The sequence below is a fragment of the Actinoallomurus sp. NBC_01490 genome (genome assembly GCF_036227085.1).
GTDB lineage: Bacteria > Actinomycetota > Actinomycetes > Streptosporangiales > Streptosporangiaceae > Actinoallomurus > Actinoallomurus oryzae.
The window spans coordinates 7,695,035-7,716,318 of the sequence record NZ_CP109433.1; the positions used below are offsets into that span (position 1 = coordinate 7,695,035).

Sequence of the window (21,284 nt, forward strand, 5' to 3'; positions counted from 1 at the left end):
GTCGCTTTCAGACGACGGGGAAACCGCAGCGGTATGGCCGCCAGGTCTTGAATGTGCGTTGCCCCGTCGGGTCTGCGCATCAGGAGTCTCCATTCATCGCGCGTGAGATGTGCGGCGCTGTTATTAATGATGGTGTGACTCGTCGGGTGCGTTTACTCGGTGCGGCGTATGGCGTCAGATACCACATGTTGCGGTGCCGGAAGCACCGCCGCCCCGTCCTCGGCGTGCGCGTTGGGACCCGCCCGAAGCAACCGCTCCATACCAGGGCCGACGAGCATGCCCGGCAGATCACGGCTTTCCAGATGGTGCCTGACCGTGTGGGGCTGTTCGTCATGGCACGCTTGAAGCATTCGCCGGTGTCCGTAGCCAGCCAGTTCAAGTGTTCCATCTCCCATCACTTCGGCACCAAATTCGCCGTCTCGCGCTCCCATGTGCCCATAGCGTGGTCGCGGTCTTGCTTCGTGGCCGCTGTCGGAGTCTCTGAAGGAGACGGTCCCGCAGTGCGTTCAGGCACAGTGTGAGGTGTCTGCCTCGGGTGGTGGCGGTGCGTAGATCTTTCAAGTTCTTGATGCGGCCGACCAGCCGTCAGCAGGTCGCGCTCGCTGCGTGTCTGGAAGACCACCGGGTGCTGTACAACGCGGCGTTGGAGCACCGGCGTACTGCCTACCGCAAGGCGGGGGTGAGCGTCCGGTATGGCGATCAGTCGGGTGAGCTGAAGGATATCCGCGCCGATGATCAGGAGGGGCAGGGCCGGTGGTCGTTCTCCTCCCAGCAGGCCACCCTGCGTCGTTTGGACAAGGCGTTCGCGGCCTTCTTCGCCCGTGTGAAGGCAGGACGCGCGCCGGGGTTTCCGCGGTTCAAGGGCCGGGGCTGGTTCGACACCGTCACTTGGCCGAAGGACGGGGATGGCTGTCGCTGGGATTCCCAGCCCGAGCACCCGACGGCGACGTTCGTCCGCCTTCAGGCCATCGGGCACGTACGGGTGCATCAACACCGCCCAGTGCGGGGCCAGGTGAAGACCATCAGCGTGAAACGCCAAGGAACCCGCTGGTATCTGATCTTGTCTTGTGAGGACATACCCGCTACTCCCCTTCCGGCCACGGGCGCGGTGGTCGGCCTGGACATGGGCGTGGCCTCGCTGGTCACGACCAGCGACGGCGAACACCTGGCCAACCCACGCCACCTCGCCGCCTCCGCCGAGCGCCTGGCCGCCGCTCAGCGCGACCTCGCCCGGAAGAAGCGCGGGTCCAAGCGCCGCCGTAAGGCGGTGGCGAGGGTCGCGGCCCTGCACGCCAAGGTACGCAGGCAGCGCCTGGACAGCGCGCACAAGACCGCGCTGGCGCTGGTGCGTGACTATGACCTGATCGTCCATGAGGACCTGCGGGTGGCTAACATGACCCGCTCCGCCTCGGGCACGGTGGAGCAGCCGGGCCGCAACGTGGCTGCTAAGTCCGGGCTGAACCGTTCGATCCTGGACGCGGGTTGGGGGGTGTTCCTGTCGGTCCTCGCGGACAAGGCTGAAAGCGCCGGTCGTGAGCTGATCGCAGTCGAGCCCCGCAACACCTCCCGCACGTGCTCTCGATGCGGGCACTGCACACCGGAGAACCGCCGCACCCAAGCAGCGTTCGCCTGTACGGCGTGCGGTCACACCGCACACGCCGACGAGAACGCGGCGATCAACATCCTCAGGGCAGGGCTTGCCCTTCGCGACGCTGCGAAAGCGGCTTAGCGAGAAGCCGCTCCCATCAAGGAGCGGAGGAGTCACGGCGGTCGATTCTATGTCGCGGTGCGGCGAGTCCATGTTCCGCGCGGTACGCCGACCAGGCGTCGGCGACCGCGGCCCACGTGGCGTCCTCGACGCGTCCCGGCTCCCAGTCCATCCCGTCGGCGTAGTACAGCGCCGGGACGCCCAGGCGCGGCGCGGCGGCGGCGTACGCCCGCAGGTGCCGCTCCCCGGGCAGGCGCCAGCCGTCGGTGTCCACCGGCATCTCCGGGCACGCCGCGTGCACGACCCGGGCCCGGTAGGTCATCTGCTCGACGACGGCCTCGTCCGAGGGCGGCACCAGCCCTTCGGGGTGGTCGTTGTGCAACGCGTCGTTGAGCCGGATCATGTCGGTGACGTCGAGGAAGCCCGGGTCGGGCGTGTGGGTGACGATGAGCGAGTCCGGCTTGACCCGCTTGGCCGCCCGGTAGGCGACCGCCAGCAGCTCGTGCAGCAGGTCGAACCCCCACGACGGACCGGCGTGGCGCAGGGCCGTGCCGGACGGCGTGCGCCCGGTGAAGTCGATCTTCAGGCCGTCGGCGTTCAGCCCGTCCGGGCCCAGCATGGACGCCATGGCGTCCTCGATGACCGCCCGGCCCTCGGCGCTCTCCGGGTCGATGGCGAGCGGTGTGCCGTCCGGGGCGCGCACGCACGCCTCGGCGGGGGCGCCCTCGGGGTCCCAGGCCTTCCACCAGAGCAGCACCCGCTGCCCCCTCGCCTGCCGGTCGGCGACGAACCCGGCGAGGTCGGGCCACTTGGCCGCGTCGGGCCGGCACGTGGCGTACCGCTCCTGCCACTTGTCGTCCACGACGATCGTCCCGGGCACGATGCCGCGACCGGCCAGGGCGTCCAGCCACTCCTCGTACAGCGCGCGGCGCGACAGCGCGGGCGCGGGCGCGCCGTCCGCGGCGGCCAGCGCGCACTGGGCGCCCCAGCCGCAGAAGATCGGCTGGAGCCGGTCGCCGCCGGGTGGGCGCGCGGCGACGGCGGGCGCGAGGCCGCGGGCGGCCAGCTCGTCGCGGTACGCGCGCAGCCCCGCGAACGGGTCGGCCGCGCCGAACAGCAACAGGACCTCGGGCGTGGTGAAGGCGCCCTCGGCGGCCGTGTGCCCCTGGTACTCACAGCGCAGGCTGAACCCGCCGGGCGTCGGGTCGTAGACGACGTCGACGAACGTGCGCCGCGCCGCCGCGAGCCCGAGCATCAGCCAGGGCCCCTCGGGCAGGCTCCGCTCGTCGGCGGCCCGCGCGCGGGACAGCCCGAAGCAGGTCGGCGCGGGCGTGAACAGCCACCGGCCCACGCCCGGCTCGCCGCCCTCGCCGTTGACGCTGATCACGGCGGGCTCGACCGCCGGGCGGGCGACGCGCCAGGGGTGGTCCGGGTTCGGGGAGAAGACGGTGTGGTGGGCCGCTCCGCTCGGCAGCACGCCCTGCGGCAGCCGCGCCCCGCCGAGCAGCCGCACCGTGGTGACGCGGCCCTCGCCGCGCACGGTCGCGCCGAAGGTGATCCGGCCGGGGTGGAACTCCACCACGTGCGTACGCGCGGCCCACCGCGAGCTGGCGCAGGACACGGTCAGCCGTACGCACGACTCGGTGGACTCCCAGGTGACGTCCTCGACACGGGTCGTCTCGTCCGGGCCGTCGAGCGTGTCGACGGAGGCGAGCAGCCGCAGCATCCCCCAGGACCCGCCGTCCGCCCCGGTGACGTCGGCCAGGAGCCGGTCGCGGTCGATGACCGCGGTGTACTGCTCGGCACGGATCCCCATCCGGCCGTCGGTCTCGGTCATCTCGACGCGTCTCATTGGTCGTTCACCCTCCTCACTCCTGTTCATCGCACGTCCAGCAGGGCCTCGGCCTGCTGGCCGAAGTCGCGGTCACCGGCGGTGAGGTTGGCGGCCAGCCGGGCCCGCCGTCGGCGGCCCGGCAGCGGTACGACGGTGAACCGCGCCACCGCCTCGCCGCGTCCCTCCGCCTCGACGACGCGGGACGCGGGGGTGACCTGCCATCCGGCGGGCGCGACCAGGTCGACGCGGAGCTCACAGCGCTGCCGGAACGGGTTGACGACCTCCACCTCGAGCTCCTGGCTCTCGCCGCCGGCCACCACCGACCGGTACGGCAGGATCCGGGCGCCGAAGCCCTCCGCGCCGAAGTCGACCTCGTCCAGCGGCAGCAGCGCCCGGTGCAGCCGGGCCAGCTCCTCGCCCTTGGCCAGGAGCATGTCGAGGTACCGGTCGTCGACCGCGCGCGGCTGCCAGTGCCCGCTGATCATCAGGTCCGGCGACAGCCGGCGGTAGAGCAGCGCGGAGTCGACGAAGTCGTCGAACCGGAACCGGTTTCGGTACTGGAAGTTGAGCACCTCGGTCCGCTCGCCGTCGACCCACCCGCCGTCCTGCTGGTCGCCGGTGGCCAGCACCTTCCTGCCGTCGGCCTCGAACGCGATCGCCACCGCGTACAGCGTGTGGCCGGGCAGCGGGTACATGGTCAGCTCGTACTCGTGCCACCGCACCGGGACGCCGGGCGCGACCACGCGGTCGACGGGCAGCGGGTCGTACCAGAGGCACGGCAGGTCGTACCGGCGCGGGTCGCGCAGGATCGGCGCGATCGACTCCCCGGCCCAGATCTCGGTGCCCTCGACCTCGTGCAGCAGGCCGAAACCCGCCACGTGGTCGTCGTGGTAGTGGGTCGGGATCGCCACCTCGACCCGGTCGACGCCGTACGTGCGCTTGAGGGCGTCGAGCGAGGCGAGCCAGGGACGGCGCGAGGACCGGTCGTCGCCGACCGGCAACCCGGTGATCATGTCGAGCCCGTAGTCGATGAGCAGCGCGGCACCGGAGTCCGACAGCAGGGCGTAGCTCGTCGCGAAGGAGGTGCGGTTGCGCAGCAGGTGCGGGGTGACCTCCTCGTACGGCCGCCGCAGCCAGGCGTCGAGGTCCCACGGCTCGTCACGGCGGAAGTCGACCAGGGCCTGCAGGTTGCGCCGGGTCTCGGCGATCGCCTCGGCCGGCTCGGCGATCGGGCGGCCGTGCGAGGGCAGCACGAGGTCGGGGGCGCGCTCGGCGACCAGGTCGAGGGAGATGACCGACGCGGCGGCGCCCTCCAGCGCGTTGTAGCCCCGTTGCAACGCCGAGACCGACCAGATGGTGCCCGGCCCGTACAGCAGATCACCGGTGAAGGCCATCCTCCGGCCGTCCAGCTCGGTGACGTAGCTGACCGATCCCAGCGTGTGCCCGGGGGTGGGCATCGCGTGGACGTCGACCCCGCCGATGCGCGTGGTGCGGTACTCGGGAACGACGCCGTGGACCGGCACGTCCTCCAGCAGCGAGAACCGGTCCTGGCGCAGGTCGTAGTAGTTGTCGATGACCCGCGTCTGCCAGTGCGTGCCGACGTCGGCGAACAGGTCCCGCTCGGTGGAGGGCACCCAGATGCGTATCCCGGCGGCCGCCGCGCGCGCCAGTCCCTGACCCTGGTCCCGATGGTGATGCGTCATCAGAACGTCGGTGATCCGCTCGATCCCGTGGTCCGCCAGGTGGTCGAGGACCGAACCGGAGCCGAAGTCGATGGCGACGGCGTCCGTGCCGGTGACGAGCAGGTAGACGTTGCAGGTGTCATCATGGACGCGCAGGCTGTCCGTAATACGCATATGGGAACGATTCCATACGGATGGAGCAGCGGGGAAGTATCCCCGCCGGGCCATCCCGGCATTTCGGTCCCGTACGGGCGCCGGCGCGGTCAGCCCTCCGCGCAGCAGGACCGCTTGCTCTCCTCCAGGTAGTGGGGGTCGTGCCACCAGTACTTCCGGTTCGCCGGGTGCTCGGGGAGCTTCGGCAGCATCCGGCCCTTGGGCGCGGCGACCGTGCGGTCCGGGGCGGCGAACGGCGCGAGCAGGTCGTCCACCGTGTGCAGTTCGCCGTTCACCATGACCTGCCGCACGTCGGCCGCCCGGGTGATGTCGGTGAGCGGGTCGCCGCCGAGGAAGGCCAGGTCGGCGTACATGCCCGGCTTGATCTGGCCGAGCGGCTCCGCCAGGAACTCCCCCGGCACCCGCGTTGCCGTGGTCAGCGCCTCGTACGGCGTGAGCCCGTACTTGACCAGGGCGCGCAGGTTCATGTGCGTGCTGACCGCGGTGTGGTCGATCGGCGAGTCCGTCCCGGTGATCACCCGGCCGCCGGCCCGTACCGTCGCGACGACCTGGGCCACCTGGGCGGCGAGGTTGCGCTCGTTCACCGTCTGGTCGGTGGTCTGGGCGGTCTTGACGGCGGCCTGGAGCGAGGCGTACTCCCAGGAGGGGTACAGCGTCTTCACCCGCCGGTCGGTGACCAGCGAGGTGTCCTCGCGGAACATCGTCGCCGCGACGAACAGCGTCGGCGTCCGTACCGCGCCGGAGGCGGTGAAGATGTCGATGACGTCGCGGTACCCGGTGCCGAGCGCGGTGACCGTGCGCGAGTAGCCGAACCGGTTCGTCGCGCCGATGTGCTCCATGCCGTCGCCGCCGAACGCGGTCGCCGGGTAGTGGTAGTGCGACGTGGCGTGCACGCCGTGCTTGTGCGCCCAGGTGATGACCTTCTGCTGCCACTCGGTGGGCAGCCGCACGTAGGCCTTCATCAGGTCGTAGTCGAGGGCGCCGGCACGTTCGAGCTCGAGGGCGAGCTGGTCGTCGTCGAACGTCGGCCGCATGAAGTTGTAGAAGATGCGCGGCCCGTCGACGGCCTCGCCGGTGGCGAAGTAGCGCGGGGCGACGCGGGCGCCGGACTGGAACGACTCGCGTGCCTCGACCATGTGGTACGCCGGGCTGCCGGGCGAGCGGGTCGTGGTGATGCCGAGCGACAGCCAGAGCCGTCCCTGCCGGTCGCCGTACTCATATCCCTGCATCTCCCGGTGGTTGTGCATGTCCACCAGGCCCGGGACGACCACGGAGTCGCCCGCGTCGACGACCTTGTCGCCGCGTCCGTGGCCGCGCGGCTCGACCGCGGCGATGCGATGCCCCTCGACCACGATGTCGACGTTGTCGCGGAGCTTGCGGCTGCTGCCGTCCCACATGCGCGCGGCGCGGACGACGGTGCGCCCCTTGGAACGGGTGTTGGCCCAGGTCAACGGCATCGGCAGGGTGCGCGTACGGCCGCCGTCGACGGTCACGAGGCGGAGCCGCCCGTTGTTCAGGTACAGCAGTTGCCGCGAGTCGCCGCTCCAGCTCACGGCGTCGGTCACCTCGTGGGTGATCTGCCGGGGCTTTCCGGCGGGCGTGCCGTCGGGATGGACGTCGACCACCCACAGCACGCTCGCGACGACGAACGCCATCTTCGTGCCGTCGGGCGACCACACGGGGCCGTCGTCGCCGCGCGTCTGGATGGAACGGTCCGGCAGCGGATCGACGTACGTGCCGGCGCCGGTGTGGCGGTTCACCAGGAGGATCTTGCTGAGCCCCTCGCGGTAACGCGCGGAGTACGGCTTGATCGCCGCGAGGGCGATGACGTCGCCGTCGGCGGACCAGGTCGGCCGCCCCGGCTCGAAGGTGGCGGTGTAGACCTGCTGGACGTCGCCGGAGTCGACCTCGACGGTGTAGAGGGCGCCGGTCTGGTCGAGGAAGGCCAGACGCGAGCCGTCGCGGGACCAGGTGCCCGACACGGCGGCGGCGTCCGGCAGGTTCGTCAGGCGGCGGTCGGTGCCGGTGCGCAGGTCGCGGATCCAGATGTCCAGCTTGCCGGCCCGGTCGGTGGAGTAGGACAGGTACCGGCCGTCCGGTGACCAGGCCGGGGCGCTCTTCCACCAGTGGTCACGGGTGAGCGGGCGGGGCGCCTGGCCGATCGTCATCGTGTAGATGTCGTTGAGCGCGCGGAACGCCACCTGCCGGCCGTCCGGCGACAGCACCGGGCTGCCGATGCCGACGACGGGCCGCGGCTTGGCGGAGTCGAAGTCGCGCCGGCGCTTCCGGTACGCCGGTGCGGTGACGGTGACGCCCGCGGTGAAGCCGATGTCCTTCCGCGTGCCGTCGCTCACCGAGCGACGGCGGATCTTCCCGTCGGCGGTGTAGAGGAACTCGTCCCGCGAGCGCCATGACACGCGGAAGGGGAACACCTCCTCGCCGGTCACGAGCGGCTTGCCCGAGCGCCAGAGCTCGGTGTGGCCCGGTCGGGTGAGGGAGTACACCAGATCCTGGCCGTCCGTGGTCCAGGCCGGACTGTGGATCACCTGGTCGGAGGGGACGGTCACCGGGGTCGTACGCTCGCCGGTGCCGAGGTCGATCACGTCGATCCGCGTGTTGGCCACGACGAACGCGATGCGCGTGCCGTCCGGCGACCACGCCGGTTCGTACTCCTCGTCGGTGGTGTCGGTGAGCGCCGTGAGGTCGCCCGACGCCACGTCGAGCGTGTGGATGCCGTAGCTGCCGGTGAGGTCGGAGGACAGCACGATCCGCTTGCCGTCCGGGGAGAAGCGCGGCTCGCGGTGGTCGTACGGCCCGTGGGTCAGCCGGCGCGCCCCGGAGCCGTCCGGGCGGATCATCCAGATGTCGAAGACGCCCTCGCGGTAGGACTGGAAGGCGATCCACCTGCCGTCGGGCGACCACTCGGGCTGGGCGATGTCGTACAGGTCGCTGGTCAGCCTGCGGGCCTGACCGCCGGAGGCCGGCAGCACCCACAGCACGCCGACGAGGTCGATGGCGATGAACCGCCCGTCCGGCGACAACTGCGCCGCCACGTCGGTGCCCTCACGCAGCCGGACGGTGCGGCCACGGCCGGGCGACTCGGGCGCGGCGGCCTCGGCCGGGCGCGCCGCGCCGACGTTGATACCGCCGATTCCGGCGATCGCGGCGGCGCCCGCCGCACCCGTCAGGAGGCTGCGCCTCTTGATGCCCGCCATGTGCCCTCCGTCCTCGCGCGGACCGCGCGGACGCTCGGCGGGGCCCGCCGAGCGCCGATCGTTCCGGTGAGGAAACTAGCCGCCGAAACAACCCCTGAACAGCACAATGTCCTGTTTCGGCCCTGCCGCGCGAGCGGGCGATCCGCTGACCTGGGCGTTCTGTTGGTAACAATCTGACAATGTCCCGACCAGTCAGTATGTGAGCAGAGTCACGGAGGCCGACAACGGCAGGTTCCGCGAGGAGTCGCCGGCCGCGATCGTGTACCGGCCGCCGGGGACGGTCCAGCGCTGCGCGGCGGTGTCCCAGACCGAGAACGCCCGCCGGTCGAGGGTCAGCCGCACGTGCCTCACCTGGCCGGGCCGCAGCGTGACCTTCGCGAACCCCTTGAGCTGCCGCGGCGGCTCTCCGGCCGACGCGGGATCGGTCACGTACACCTGGGCGACCTCCGCGCCCGTGCGCGAACCGGTGTTGCGCACGTCGAGGCCGACGGTCACGCGCCCGTCGCGATCGGGCCGGCCCACGGTGAGGTGGCCGAACGAGAATCGCGTGTACGACAGGCCGTACCCGAACGGGAAGAGCGGGTCCTGGCCCTGCGCGTCGTACCAGCGGTAGCCGACCTGGAGCCGCTCGGAGTAGGTCGCCACGCCGTTCACGCCCGGGTAGCGCTCCGGCGAGCTCACCGGCGTCTGCGTCTCGCCGCGCGGGAAGGTCACCGGGAGCTTGCCCGAGGGGTTCACGTCGCCGAACAGCAGCGCGGCGAGCGCGTTGCCGTCCTCCTCGCCCGGGTACCAGGCCTCGAGCACCGCCGGGACGTCGTCGATCCACGGCATCAGCACGGGCGCTCCGGTGTTCAGCACCACGATCGTGTGCGGGTTCGCGGCGACGACCGAGCGTACGAGGTCGTCCTGGGCTCCGCTGAGCGACAGGCTCGTACGGTCCGTGCCCTCCTTCTCCGTGTCGCCGACGATGACGACGGCGACGTCCGAGGACTTGGCGAGCGCGGCGGCCGCGGCGGGGTCGGCGCCGTCGGAGCTCCGCACGGTCACGCCCGCGCCGGCACGCTTGGTGATGCCGTCGACGGGGCTGACGGTGTAGAGCGGGTTGACGTGGGCGCTGCCGCCGCCGCCCGGGTGCGCGGCCTGGGCGTACGGGCCGACGACCGCGATCGAGCGCAGGTGGCGCGCGTCGAGCGGCAGGGCCGCGCCGGCGTTCTTGAGCAGCACGCCGGTCTGCTCGGCGACCGACCGCGCCACCGCTCCGCCGGCGGCGGCGTCGATCGGCGTGACCGTCCGCGGGTGGTCGAACAGGCCCGCGCGGATCTCCACCGACAGCCGCCGCTCGATCATCGTGTCGAGCTGGTCCATGCTCACCGTGCCGTCGAGGACGGCCTGCTTCAGCTCCTGGTCGTACGGACCGTTGTCGCGCAGCTCGAGGTCCTGGCCGGCCTTGGCCGAGCCGACCGCCGTGTGCGTGGCGCTCGCGTCGGACTGCACGAAACCGCCGAAGCCCCACTGGCCGCGCAGCACGCCGGCGAGCAGGTGCTCGTTCTCGCACATGAAGGCGCCGTTGACCGACGGGTAGGCGCACATCACCGAGGCCACGTGTCCCTCCTTCACCGCGGCCTCGAACGCCGGCAGGTGGATCTCGTGGAGGGTCCGGTCGTCGATCTCCTCGTCGATGGTCCTGCGGTTGGTCTCCTGGTCGTTGGCGGTGTAGTGCTTGACCTCGGCCAGCACGCCCTGGCTCTGGATGCCCCGGATGTCGGCCACGGCGAGCCGCCCGGCGAGGTAGGGGTCCTCGCCGTAGTTCTCGAACGCCCGGCCGTTGCGGTAGACGCGCACCATGTTCACGTCGGGGGCCTCGATCAGGCTGTGCCCGACGTCACCGGTCTCGCGGCCCTCGACCTCGCCGTACCGCCGGGCCAGCTCCGGGTCGAACCCGGCCGCGAGGGCGACGGGCGCGGGCAGCGCGGTCGCGTTCGGCTGCTGCGGCACCGCACCGGTCCCGACCCCGGCCGGTCCGTTGGAGATGAGGAAGTCGGGGATGCCCAGCCGCGGGATCCCGGGCACGAAGCGGGAGACGCCCCCGGCCCCGGTGCCGGTCGTGTGGACCTGGGAGATCTTCTCGTCCAGGGTCATCTGGGCGACGAGGGCGGCGGCACGCCGCTCGGGCGTCGGAGGCGCGGCGCCCGCTTGCGCTCCGTTCCCGGCGGCGAGCGCGCCGAGCGTGAGGGCCGCCGTCGCGGCGAACGCGGTGGGCAGGCGTCTCATGAGGCCTCCTTCGTCGGTAGGGCGATCCCGGGTCGCGCGCCACTGATTCGCTCGCTCCGCTCACTCATGAGGCCTCCCTCGCCGAAGGGGCGATGGTGCTTCTTGGAGATCGGCCGGGCGGCTGTCAGACAAACACCAGACATCCGATGCGTCAATACCGCCGCGCCCGCCAGGCCTGCGAGAAGTGCCAGGTGACAGCCTCAAACGCGGACATACATCGGATCTCTCGCCAGCCCCTTAACCGGGATAGATCATTAGAAAAGAACACGAACAGTGACGTTCAGGTTGCGAGGGGCTGTGGTCGGTTGCAAGATCTATGCCCCAAGAAGATCAGTAATCGGCGGGGGTCGAGAAAGGCGTGCTCGTGGACAGACCGTCCGCACCGAAGACCATCGGCGGCGAAGTCCTGCCTCCCGGCGCGGAGCCGCTGGAGGCGAGCGACCCGGCCGAGATCGGCGGCCATCGTCTGACGGCGCGGCTCTCGACCGACGGCACGAGCATCGCCTACCTGGCGTCCGGTGCCGACGGCGGGCACGTCGTGGTGAAGACGACGCGTGCGCCCGACCAGGCCCAGGCGCGGCGGGACCTGCGGATCGAGGCCTCCTGCGCCCGGCGTCTTCCTCCGTTCTGCACCGTCGCGCTGCTGACCGACGGCACCGACCACACGCCGCCGTACCTCATCCGGGAGTACATCGAGGGTCCCTCGCTGGCCCAGTACGTCGAGACTCTCGGCCCGCTGGACGCCGAGCAGCAGATGGCGCTGGCCGTCGCCCTCGGACGGTCGATCGCCGCCGTCCACGGCGCGGGCCTGATCCACTGCGACCTCAGGCCGGCCAACATCCTCCTGGCGGCCAACGGCCCGCGGATCATCGGCTTCTCCATCGCGCAGGAGGCGCCGGTCTCCGGCCGTCCCGCCGAGCTCGGCACCGTGCCGTACGAGCCGGGGTGGGTGGCGCCGGAGCGCGTCGACGGCTTCCCGGCCGGCCCGGCGTCCGACATCTTCGGCTGGGGCTGCCTCATCGGGTACGCCGCGACCGGGCACAGCCCGTACGACGGCAACGGCGGGGACGGGCGGTGGAGCGTCGCCGGCGAGGAGAACCTGGCGGCCTTGAACGAGCCGATCCGCGGACTGGTCGAGGCGGCGCTCGCGGTCAACCCGGCCGACCGGCCCTCCACCGGCGAGATCGCCTCCCGGCTCGGCGGCACCGCCGAGAAGCCGCGTCCGATCTCCCCGCCCGCCCAACGCGCGCTGCCCGCGCGTCCCGTCGAGTCGTCCGTCGACGCGCCGACGGCCCCGATGTCCATCGTGGCGCCGGAGATCCTGGCCGAACTCACCGGCGAGGCGCCGCCCGCCCCGTCCGAGCCGCCGGCGGCACGCGAGCCGGTAGCGGCGCGCGAGCCGGTGCCCGAGCTGCCCCAGCGCCGTCCCCACCACGTCCCCGATGCCGTCGGGACCGACGCCTTCCCAACCTCCGCGACCGACGCTCTGACGACTGAGGCTCTGGCGACCGCCCTGACGCCCCAGGCCCTCGCGGCCGCCGGTCTCCAGGACGACGGGCGCGACGACGCTCCGGTCGCGTCATCGCCGCACCCCGCCGAGTCCTCGCTCCGGAACGAGGCACCGCCGCGGCGTGTCGACTACTCCTCCGCCACCGCCGGACGGCCGCGCAGGGAACCCGAACGGCGTCCGCGGCGGCTCCGTGCCGTCGCCATGGTCGCCGCACCGGCCGCGCTCGTGGCCGTCCTCGCCACCGTGATCGCGGTGGTCGCCACCGGCGCCAAGGACCAGCCGGCCGGGCCGAGCAGCGCCGTACGGCCGGGCCAGGGCCCGGCGGACTCCGGGGCTCCGACGCCACCCGCGCCGGACGCGCCCGGCCGCCGGTCGTACAGGCCGCATCACGCCGCCGCCGCGCCCGCCGCCTCCGGCTCACCGACGCCCACCCGTCGCCGGCCCACCGAGACGAGTTCGGCGCCGAGCCGGCCGAGCGGCGGGCACAAGCCAGGGTCACCGCCCCCGTCCTCTCCGCCGCCCAAGTCGCACACGCCGACGCCGACCCCGACGCCCACGCCGACCGAGACGGCGCACACGGATGAGACGACGTCCGGCGTCTCCGGCTGACCGGACGAGATCTTCATTCACTTCTGAGCGATGGTTCTCCGGCGCTCCTGGGACCGTGGTGAGCCGGACCGGCCCCGCGGCCTCCGGCCCTCGTTGAGGCGGTAGTCGCCTCGGTCGTAGAGCCGCTCCCGACGCCGTTGCCGCCGGGCCGCCGGACCGTCTCGAACGACCTCACCGCCCCGCGGTCACCTCCGATGGTGCGACCGGGACGCAGGCATGGAATCCGCGCCGCGCGGCGTCGGCTCGCCGCGCGTGGCCGTCGGCATCGAACCGGGCGGCCCACCTCCACCGGCACGTCCTCGGCGGGCAGCGTCGCACCGCCGCCCTCAGCGCCGACGGCTCAGAGACGTCTCTCCTGCCTCGATCGCGACGAAGCCTATTTAGTGTTAACTTGATTGACATGAATTCCCGCTCTTATCGGATGCGGGCCAGGGCGGAGGCCGCGGAGGACACGCGGCGGCGGGTGTTCGACGCCGCGGCCGACCTGCTCCGCCGGCGGCTGCGCGTCGACATCCGGCTGGAGGATGTCGCCGCCGGCGCGGGAGTGTCGGTGCAGACCGTGCTGCGGGTGGCGGGCAGCAAGGCGGATCTGTTCCGGGTGGCCTTCGACCAGGTCCTCTCCGAGATCACCGGGCAGCTCAGTGACGCCGAACCGGGTGACGTCGACGCCGCCGTACGGACCTGGTTCGACCACTACGAACAGTTCGGCGACGTGGTGATCCGCACCCTGGCCGAGGAGGCGGATCCGACCGTCGTCGGCCCGATCGTCGAGGTCGGCCGGACGAAGCACCGGCAGCGAGTCGAGCAGCTGCTCGGCCCGCTACTGGCCACGCGGCCCGCGGAGCAGCGAGACCGGGCCATCGACGCCCTGGTCTGCGCCTGCGACGTCTACACCTGGAAGCTGCTGCGGCGTGACTTCGGCCGCCCGCGCGCCGACGCCGAAGCGACCATGCGGCTGATGATCGAGTCGATCGTGGAGACGCGAGAATGACCGGATTTCTGTTCCTGACCTGGCCCGGTGCGGGCAACCAGGTGCCCGAGATCGGCATCGCCGCCGCGCTGCGGGCCGCCGGGCACCGGGTGACCTTCGCCGGGTACGCGGCGCAAGCCGAGCGATTCGCGTCACTCGGGTTCGCCTTCCGCGTGCTGCCCCACGCCCAGAGGACGTGGCCCGCACAGCCGCCGCAGGACTGGATGCCGGCCCTGGTCGACGCGGTGTGGGCATGCGGCGGCCATCTGGCCGATATTCCGCGACTGCTCGCCGACGAGCCGGCCGATGTGCTGGTCGTCGACTGCCTGATGTTCGGCGCACTGACCGCCGCTGAGCGAGTCGGCACCCGGACGGCGGTGCTGGTGCACAGCTCCCCGGGTGCCTTGTCGCCACCCGGTGGGCCCTTGGAGCGACTGCTGCTCCCGGCCGTCAACGAGGTGCGCGCCGCCGGGGGGCTCACGCACCTCACGCGGTTGTGGGACGCGTGGACGCCGTTCCCGACGCTGTGCACCAGCGTGCGGGAGCTGGACCCGCCGGCCCAGCGGCTACCGGCGGAGTTCACCTTCGTCGGTCCCGTCGACGAACCGTCCGGGCCGTCCGGCTGGACGTCGCCCTGGCCCGCGGACGACCCGCGCCCGCTGGTCGTGGCCGGCTTCTCCACCGGACCGGCGTGGGACCAGGCATCCCGGGTGCAGCGCACGCTCGACGCACTCGATGACGGCTGCTACCGGCTACTCGTCACCACCGGCATGGTGGACCCGCAGCGGGTTCGCGTGCCGGGCGACGCCGCCGTCGTTCCGTTCATTCCCCACGCCGAGGTGTTCCCGGGTGCGTCCGCCGTGGTGACCCACGCGGGCCACGGCACGGTGGCGACGGCCATGCGGCACGGGGTGCCGGTCGTAGGCCTGCCCAACCCGGCCGCCGACCAGCCGGCGCTGGCCGCCCACCTCGCCGAGCGGGGCGCAGGGATCGCACTCGACGGAGAACGAGCCACGTCGGCGGAGATTCGCGCCGCCGTCGACAAAGTGCTGAACGACAACGGCTACCGTGACGCGGCCGCCGCCATCTCCGCGGCGATCGCCGCCGCGCCCGGCGCCGCCGGGGCGGCCGACCTGCTCGCCAGGCTCGGCGCGGAGCGATGAATCCTCCGGTGCCCATGACCGAGCGAAGCGAGGGAATCAACAGACGCGCCCCTGTGGTCACCCTCCCCGACGCAGAAGGGCTCATGACCGGACGACGCCGTGCCGGCGGATCCGCCCACGGCGCCGGTTCGCACCGCCGGGTTTCCAGCACCGGCCGGGGCGCGTTCCGGCAGAGGAAGCCATGACACAGCAGCCGTCGGGAAGGCCCGCGCCGTGGGTCGTCACGATCGCCTGGGCGGGCTGCCTCCTCCTCGGACCGGTTCCGGCCGGGCTCGGAATCGCCGCGCTGGTCGCGGCTGTCCGCCCGCACCACGATCTCCCCGGGGTCGTCATCGGGGTGATCGCGCTGCTCGGCCTGCCGCTGGGAGCGGTCACCATCACCGGGGCGCTCCAGGTCCGCGGGCGCGACCCCGGCGGTTTCGGCCCCGCGAACATGGGCCTGAAAATCGCGGAAATTTTCGCGTTCGGCAATATGGCCTACGGCATGAAAAACGACAACTGGGCGCACTTCTGGTGGTCACTGACAGTGGCCGTCGCCATTGGACTACTCCTTATCACGCTGTTCTACGTGCGGGAAACACTGGCCCAGAACACCCGAGCCCCGACGGCGGACGCGGAATATGTGAGCCAAGGTCACGAAAGGTGCTCCTGAGCATGGCGCGCGAATCAGCGATACACCAGGCAGCGGCCGAGGCCGGGCTTGGGCGGAAGATCGAGACCTTCGCCCTGCAGGGTTGGCGCAATCGTTCCATGCGGAAGATCACAGTCGCCCATGTTTTCGAGAATGGCTGCGTCTTCAGCCACCACAAGAAGGAAATAGTCCATGCTGTCAGGTGGGACGCGATCACACGCTTCCGCCGCAGAAGAAATATATTGACGGGCCCCATGAAAACGCCCTACAACTTCGAGTTCAGCACTTCTGACGGCAGCAAGTTCCACATGGTCGGCGTCGGCAGTCCCCCGGACCGGCCATGCGGTCTGGAGCGGTTCGCCGATGTGGTCGAACCGCTGATCACCGCGGCTCAGCTGCCCCGGTTCCGGGACGCTCTCGACCGCGGCCGGCGAGTGGAGTTCGGCTGGCTCGCCGTCGAGCCCGCAGGCATTCGCCGCGGCCGCACACTGCTGTCATGGCCCGAACTGGATGAAGTCCGGCTGAACGAGGAAAAGATCAGCGTGAGGCAACACGGCAGGCGATTCCGGTGGGCCGGCGCGTCCGTGCCGGACGTGCCGAACCTGGGCGCCTTCCTGGCCCTGACCCGGTCACCGGCCGAGGACTGGCGTCGATGACCGCGGACGTGGGCTCGCGCCGCCGGTGAGGTCTTGAGGACGCCGGCTCGGCCGACCGGCCGAGGCTCGGCGCCTGCTCATTCGAGCCGCGCGAGCGGCTCGGCCTTGCCGTGGCCGACGGTGTCACCGACCCGCTGGACGTCCGCCGACCTCCGCCGGCGACGAGACATTCCTGGATGAGGTCGCCTCCGAGGACAAGACGAACTCTTCACCATTCGTGTAGCTTTTCTCGCCATTCAATGCCGCGAGAACGGGATACCCGATGGACTTCGAAACGCTCCAGACTCAGCAGCGCCTGCTCGTCCGGCAGCGCGTCCGGCCCATGGTCAACCAGTACGAGGTGCACACCGAGGCCGCGGACGGGTCCGAGGGCGAACTCGTCGCCTTCGCGCAGCAAAAGCGCATGGCGTTCAAGGAACAGGTGACCATCTACACCGACGACACCAAGCAGCACGCCCTGTTCGGCTTCAAGGCGCGCAAGCGGCTCGACCTCGCCTCGGCCTACGACGTGACCGATCCGCAGGGACGCCCGATCGGCGTGTTCCGCAAGGACTTCAAGGCGTCACTGATCGCCTCGACCTGGCACCTCGAGCAGCCGGGGCTGGGCGTGACCACCGGCTCCGAGCGCAACAAGACCGTCGCGATCCTGCGCCGGGTGTGGGACTTCATCCCGTACGTCGAGATCCTGCCGTTCGCGTGGCCGTACCACTTCGACTTCACCGCGGACGGGCAGGAGACGTTCAGCGTGGACAAGAGGTTCGGCCTGCGCGACCGGTACGTCATCGACATCAAGGACCCGCGCCTGGACCGCCGGCTCGTCATCGCGCAGGCGGTCGCGCTGGACGCGCTGCAGCACCGCTGAGCCGCCGCGCGAGCCCGGGGCCCGCGGCGCGCGGGTCCCGGCCCGTCACGGGGAGAACCGAGCGGGTCAGCTCCGGGGGCGGGTGGGCGTCCAGCCGTGCAGCCGCATGAGCACCGCCGCGACGCGGGCGAACCGCTCGGGGTCCAGTACCGCGCCCTCCCGGCGGATGTCGTCCTCATCCAGGGCGAACACGCGGTCCAGCCGCAGGTAGGAGTCCCGGCCCTCGCGGTCCCAGGCGCCCGAGCCCAGGTCGAGCCAGTCGTCGGAGTGCTCGTCGCGGCGGCTCGACAGCATCATGGCCAGCAGCCGCCGCCGGTGGCGGCCGACGACGAGCAGCGGCCGGTCCTTTCCGCGCTCGGGGTCCTCCTCGTACGGCACCCACGCCCAGACGATCTCACCGGGGTCGGCCAGCCCGTCGAGGTCCGGGGAGTACTCCAGCGTCGCCGCCCGCTCGGCGGTGTAGATCTCGCGCACCGCGTCACGTGCCGGCCGGGGAACCTCACCATGATCAAGCATTCGCGCAGCCTACCGGTCCCGGCTCGCCGTACGGACCGGTGCGGGAGGGAAACCGGGAGGACGGGCGGTGTCCGGGCGGACGCGGACGTTCACGGGGAGATCTCGAACGCAACACCGTTTCGTGACCTGTCTTGCCGTGCTCCACCGCCGCGCGCGAGCATGAGCCGTTCGGGGAGCGCGCTGGAGGCGACGGGGTGCACAGACGGGGCTTGGTCGTCCGCCGCGCGCTGGGTCATCGCCTGCTGGTCGTCGCCGCCTCGGCGACCGCCCTCTTCGCCGTCACGGTGCTGGCGGCGCTCGGCGGATACACCGCGTCCGTCACCGGCGAAGGGCTGCGGGCCACGCTCGCGGGCGCGACGTGGGACGACGCGGGCACCCGCATCACCACGTCCGTGGCGGCGCGCGGCATCCCCGCCGAACAGCGCAAGGTCGCGGCGGCCGTCACGAAGGTCTACGGCCGCGTCCCGGTGGCGATCTCGCTCAGCGCGCGCGGCGACTCCTACGCCGTCCCCGGGCAGGAGCGCAGCGCCCACCCGCAGCTCACGGCGTTCGCCACCTACTCCGGCATCGAGGGCCACGCCCACCTGACCGGCGGCCGGTGGCCCACCACCACGACCGGGCACACCGTGGAGGCGGCGGTGCCGGTGAACGCCGCCCGCGCGATGCGGCTCCACACCGGTCAGGTGGTCACGCTCCACAGCCGCGTCGGGGGCCCGCCGGTCACGGTGCGGATCACCGGCCAGTTCACCCCCGGCCGGGCCGACGACTACTTCTGGGGCGGCGACAAGCTCGTCACGACGGGCGTCGAGCGGCTCGGCTACACCACGTTCGGGCCGCTGGTCGTGCCCCCGGCCACCTTCACGACGCGGTTCACCACCTCGGTCACGGCCCGCTGGCTGGTCCTGCCCTCCGTACGGGAGATCCGCTCCGGGCGGCTCGCGGACGTCGCGGCGCGGGCCCGCGCGCTGCCCGCCACGCTCGGCTCCGGCTCCGGCGGCTCGGGCTACGCCGTCAAGTCCTCCGTCGCGGACCTGCTGACGCAGGTCGACCGCGCGCTGCTCGTCTCACGCTCGACACTGCTCATTCCCGCGCTGCAACTCGTCGTGCTGGCCGTGTACACGCTGATGCTCGTGGCGCGGCTCCTCGCCGAGCACCGCCGCCTGGAGATCACCCTGATGCGGGCCCGGGGCGCCTCCACGCGGCAGATCGCCGCGCTGGCCGTCGGCGAGGGACTCCTGCTCGGTCTGCCCGCGGCGGTGGCCGCGCCGTTCCTCGCGCCCCTCCTGGTACGAGCGGCCATGGCCACGCCCCTCCTCGGCACGCCCGGACTGCGCGTCGACCTCGCACCGACCCTGCTGACCTGGGCGATCGCCGTCGTCGGCGCGCTGGTGTGCGTGGTCGCGATCACCCTGCCGCCGCTGCGCGGGATCCGGCGGACCTACGTCGCGACGATGGCCGCGCGCGGCCGGGGCGAACGCCGGGCGATGCTCCAGCGCGCCGGAGCCGACCTCGCCCTGGTCGTCCTCGCCGCGCTCGCCGTCTGGCAGCTCGCGCACTACGGCGGCCCGGTGACCGCGACCGCCGCCGCGGGCGCGGGCATCGACCCGCTCATCGTCGCCGGCCCGGCGCTCGCACTGCTCGCCGGCGGCGTGGTGATCCTCCGGCTGGTCCCGGTCGTGTCCCGCGCCGGTGAGCGGGCCACGACCCGCGGCCGGGGCCTGGCTCCGGCGCTCGGCACCCGGCAGGTGAGCCGCCGCCCGCTGCGCACCGCCGGCCCGGCGCTGCTCCTGGTGATGACGGTCGCCGTGGGCGTCCTGTCGGTGGTGACCGGCGTGACCTGGCGGCAGTCACAGATCGACCAGGCCGACTTCCAGGCCGGCACGGACCTGCGGATCGACGCGCCGAGCGACCAGGGCTCACCCGCCCCGCCCGGTCAGGGCGGGCGCTACGCGCGGCTGCCCGGGGTGACCGCGGTCAGCCCCGTCCTGCGGGACACCGCCTCCACCGGCAGCACCGACGTCACGCTCCTCGCGGCCGACGCCGGCGCGCTCGGCCGGCTGATGCGGACCCACGCGGGCCTTCCACCGGGCGTCACCTGGCAGGCCATGTCCGCGCGGCTCGCCTTCACCGGCACCGGGCTGACCGGCGTCCCCGTCCCGGGCCGGCCGAGCCGGCTCTCGGTCGGGCTGCGCTTCGGGCCGTCCGGGAGCGCCGACCCTGCCTCGGTGTCCCTGGTCGTCAGCGACGCGCTGCACACGACGTACGAGATCGAGATGGGCGCCGTCCCCGCGGACGGCGCGACCCACACCAAGGTGATCGACCTGTCCGCGCTCGCCGGCCGCGACGGCGTGCTCTCCTATCCCCTGGCCGTCCGCGGTCTCCGCTTCACCTACGTCCGCACCCGGGCGACGCCCGCCGCCCGGCTCGCCGTCACGTCCCTGCGGCCCGGCACTGCGGACGGCTTCGGGCCGGCGCTGCGCCGGCCCTCGGGAGCTCACTGGTCCGGGCAGGTCACGTTCAGCGCCGGGGTGGGCTCGGCGATCGGCTTCGGCTCCGGCGGGCTGGTGACGGTGCGCCTGCCCGCGACGACCGACCCCACGACGCCGACGCCGCAGGTCTCCGGCGGCGTCGTCCTGCGCGCCGGGCCCGCCGCCGCGGGGCACACCGTCGCCCGGCCCGGTCCGATCCCGGCGGTCGTGACCCGTGACCTGGCCGTCCGCGCCCACGTCACCACCGGCGGCCGGCTGGACCTGACCGAGAACGGCGTCGACCAGCCCCTCACCGTCGCCGGGATCGTCGCGGCGCTCCCCTCCACCACGCCGGGAGCCCCGGCCGTCCTGGTCGACTGGACCGGCCTCGGCGACGAGGCGCTGGTGAACGGGCTCTCCGTGCCACCGCCGACCGAATGGTGGCTGGCCACGCGCGGGGCCGACCCGGCCGCCGCGGCGCGCGTGCTCGGCGCGCATCCGTACTGGACCGGCACGACGGTCGACCGGGCCGCGCTGCGCCACCGGCTCCGCGACGCGCCGCTGGGCGGCGCGCTGCAGGGCGCCCTCATCCTCGGGTTCGGTGCCGCGCTCGTGTTCGCCGCGATCGGGTTCGCGGTCAACACGGCCGTGTCCGCGCGGGAGCGGGCGGGAGAGTTCGCCATCCTGCGCGCCCTCGGTGTCCGCGGGCGGCAGGTGCTCGGGCTGGTCGCCGTCGAACAGGCCTTCCTCGTCGGCATGGGCCTGGCGGGCGGGCTGCTGCTCGGCATCGTCGTCGCGCGCCTCGTGGTGCCGCACGTCGTGCTGACGGTGAGCGCGACCGCGCCGTACCCGCCCGCGCAGGTCATCCTGCGATGGCCGGTGGTGCTGGCCATGCTCGCCGCCATCGTCGTCCTGCTCACCGCGGTGCTGCTCCTCCTCGTCCGCTCGCTGCGCCGCGGCGGCCCCGGCCAGACCCTGCGGCTCGGGGAGGACCGATGAAGGTGCGAAGGGACCC

General features: G+C 72.4%; 14 protein-coding genes. 9 read left to right on the forward strand and 5 right to left on the reverse strand.

Annotated elements, in window-relative coordinates; genetic code table 11:
- The first annotated feature begins 107 nt into the window (after nt 1-107).
- Together OG417_RS54535 and OG417_RS35510 are read left to right on the forward strand one after the other, a co-directional pair.
- Complete coding sequence (locus OG417_RS54535; protein ID WP_442875593.1) at nt 108-521, forward strand: transposase; 414 nt, start codon at nt 108-110, stop codon at nt 519-521.
- Nucleotides 522-535: 14 nt separating this feature from the next.
- Nucleotides 536-1,729 carry an RNA-guided endonuclease InsQ/TnpB family protein gene (locus tag OG417_RS35510; protein ID WP_329238274.1) on the forward strand — a complete coding sequence of 398 codons (1,194 nt, stop codon included), beginning with the start codon at nt 536-538 and terminating at the stop codon, nt 1,727-1,729.
- 16 nt (nt 1,730-1,745) lie between these two features.
- On the opposite strand, the gene OG417_RS35515 is transcribed toward OG417_RS35510, so the two are convergent.
- From OG417_RS35515 to OG417_RS35530, 4 genes are all read right to left on the reverse strand, one after another.
- Nucleotides 1,746-3,545 (reverse strand): hypothetical protein, encoded by a 1,800-nt coding sequence (locus tag OG417_RS35515; protein ID WP_329238277.1) that lies wholly within the window; start codon nt 3,543-3,545, stop codon nt 1,746-1,748.
- Between the two features lie 41 nt (nt 3,546-3,586).
- Nucleotides 3,587-5,398: an MBL fold metallo-hydrolase gene (locus OG417_RS35520; protein WP_329238279.1), complete on the reverse strand. Its 1,812-nt coding sequence runs from the start codon at nt 5,396-5,398 to the stop codon at nt 3,587-3,589.
- Nucleotides 5,399-5,487: 89 nt separating this feature from the next.
- Nucleotides 5,488-8,613, reverse strand: coding sequence for an amidohydrolase family protein (locus OG417_RS35525; protein ID WP_329238282.1), 3,126 nt, complete (start codon nt 8,611-8,613; stop codon nt 5,488-5,490).
- Between the two features lie 192 nt (nt 8,614-8,805).
- Complete coding sequence (locus tag OG417_RS35530) at nt 8,806-10,884, reverse strand: beta-glucosidase (protein WP_329238284.1); 2,079 nt, start codon at nt 10,882-10,884, stop codon at nt 8,806-8,808.
- 364 nt (nt 10,885-11,248) lie between these two features.
- Between OG417_RS35530 and OG417_RS35535 the strand changes: the two genes are divergently transcribed.
- From OG417_RS35535 to OG417_RS35560, 6 genes are all read left to right on the forward strand, one after another.
- Nucleotides 11,249-13,003, forward strand: a complete 1,755-nt coding sequence (locus tag OG417_RS35535) for a serine/threonine protein kinase (RefSeq protein WP_329238287.1) — start codon at nt 11,249-11,251, stop codon at nt 13,001-13,003.
- A 400-nt stretch (nt 13,004-13,403) separates the two neighbouring features.
- Nucleotides 13,404-13,994 carry a TetR/AcrR family transcriptional regulator gene (locus OG417_RS35540; RefSeq protein WP_329238290.1) on the forward strand — a complete coding sequence of 197 codons (591 nt, stop codon included), beginning with the start codon at nt 13,404-13,406 and terminating at the stop codon, nt 13,992-13,994.
- The gene (locus OG417_RS35545; protein WP_329238293.1) at nt 13,991-15,136 is read left to right on the forward strand and encodes a glycosyltransferase; all 1,146 of its coding nucleotides are present in this window, start codon (nt 13,991-13,993) and stop codon (nt 15,134-15,136) included. Before OG417_RS35540 ends, OG417_RS35545 begins: the two co-directional genes overlap by 4 nt.
- Before the next feature lie 181 nt (nt 15,137-15,317).
- Nucleotides 15,318-15,788, forward strand: a complete 471-nt coding sequence (locus OG417_RS35550) for a hypothetical protein (RefSeq protein WP_329238297.1) — start codon at nt 15,318-15,320, stop codon at nt 15,786-15,788.
- A 2-nt stretch (nt 15,789-15,790) separates the two neighbouring features.
- Nucleotides 15,791-16,423, forward strand: coding sequence for a DUF6585 family protein (locus tag OG417_RS35555; RefSeq protein ID WP_329238300.1), 633 nt, complete (start codon nt 15,791-15,793; stop codon nt 16,421-16,423).
- 262 nt (nt 16,424-16,685) lie between these two features.
- Nucleotides 16,686-17,285 (forward strand): hypothetical protein, encoded by a 600-nt coding sequence (locus OG417_RS35560; RefSeq protein ID WP_329238303.1) that lies wholly within the window; start codon nt 16,686-16,688, stop codon nt 17,283-17,285.
- A 66-nt stretch (nt 17,286-17,351) separates the two neighbouring features.
- Here the strand turns inward: OG417_RS35560 and OG417_RS35565 are convergent, their stop codons facing one another.
- Nucleotides 17,352-17,801, reverse strand: coding sequence for a type II toxin-antitoxin system PemK/MazF family toxin (locus OG417_RS35565; protein WP_329238305.1), 450 nt, complete (start codon nt 17,799-17,801; stop codon nt 17,352-17,354).
- A 194-nt stretch (nt 17,802-17,995) separates the two neighbouring features.
- Between OG417_RS35565 and OG417_RS35570 the strand changes: the two genes are divergently transcribed.
- Nucleotides 17,996-21,268, forward strand: coding sequence for an FtsX-like permease family protein (locus OG417_RS35570; RefSeq protein WP_329238308.1), 3,273 nt, complete (start codon nt 17,996-17,998; stop codon nt 21,266-21,268).
- Nucleotides 21,269-21,284 lie beyond the last annotated feature (16 nt).

Excerpts from the sequence above, each read along its gene's own strand:
- OG417_RS54535 (WP_442875593.1), top strand. The coding sequence starts at position 108 with ATGTGCGGCGCTGTTATTAATGATGGTGTGACTCGTCGGGTGCGTTTA.
- OG417_RS35515 (WP_329238277.1), bottom strand. The coding sequence starts at position 3,545 with ATGACCGAGACCGACGGCCGGATGGGGATCCGTGCCGAGCAGTACACC.
- OG417_RS35520 (WP_329238279.1), bottom strand. The coding sequence starts at position 5,398 with ATGCGTATTACGGACAGCCTGCGCGTCCATGATGACACCTGCAACGTC.
- OG417_RS35525 (WP_329238282.1), bottom strand. The coding sequence starts at position 8,613 with ATGGCGGGCATCAAGAGGCGCAGCCTCCTGACGGGTGCGGCGGGCGCC.
- OG417_RS35530 (WP_329238284.1), bottom strand. The coding sequence starts at position 10,884 with ATGAGACGCCTGCCCACCGCGTTCGCCGCGACGGCGGCCCTCACGCTC.
- OG417_RS35540 (WP_329238290.1), top strand. The coding sequence starts at position 13,404 with ATGAATTCCCGCTCTTATCGGATGCGGGCCAGGGCGGAGGCCGCGGAG.
- OG417_RS35545 (WP_329238293.1), top strand. The coding sequence starts at position 13,991 with ATGACCGGATTTCTGTTCCTGACCTGGCCCGGTGCGGGCAACCAGGTG.
- OG417_RS35550 (WP_329238297.1), top strand. The coding sequence starts at position 15,318 with ATGACACAGCAGCCGTCGGGAAGGCCCGCGCCGTGGGTCGTCACGATC.
- OG417_RS35555 (WP_329238300.1), top strand. The coding sequence starts at position 15,791 with ATGGCGCGCGAATCAGCGATACACCAGGCAGCGGCCGAGGCCGGGCTT.
- OG417_RS35560 (WP_329238303.1), top strand. The coding sequence starts at position 16,686 with ATGGACTTCGAAACGCTCCAGACTCAGCAGCGCCTGCTCGTCCGGCAG.
- OG417_RS35565 (WP_329238305.1), bottom strand. The coding sequence starts at position 17,801 with ATGCTTGATCATGGTGAGGTTCCCCGGCCGGCACGTGACGCGGTGCGC.